At 49.1% G+C, this 271-nt stretch carries 1 pseudogene; it reads left to right on the top strand.

Going from position 1 to position 271, the window contains the following annotated elements:
- A pseudogene (locus tag J3482_RS20480) lies at positions 1-271 on the top strand (hypothetical protein); the annotation flags it as partial.

Below are 271 nucleotides of genomic sequence, written 5' to 3'. Positions count from 1 at the left end.
AAAACAAGCGAACTTCTTGTCTGCGCAAGCGCGTGCGATGTCGGAGTTACGGTCAAGTATTAAGACGTTTCTTGAACTTGCCGATGAGTCTGATTTGCGACGTCTGAGATTGCAACAAATGCAGAAGGACATCGAACTCAAGAACATCGAAATTGAGCGCGTGAAGAACCCAGGCGGCGAAGAACAAGAAGATGACGGATTTATGGACGCATTGCACGCAGAAGCAAGTGAGGTGTGGAATGATGGTGACAGCGACGGCGCCGAAGAAAGT

It is taken from the genome of Alicyclobacillus suci (assembly GCF_017329615.1).
Taxonomy (GTDB): domain Bacteria; phylum Bacillota; class Bacilli; order Alicyclobacillales; family Alicyclobacillaceae; genus Alicyclobacillus; species Alicyclobacillus suci.
The sequence above is the reverse complement of the archived record's forward strand: the minus strand, read 5'-3'. Positions and strand labels throughout refer to the sequence as shown.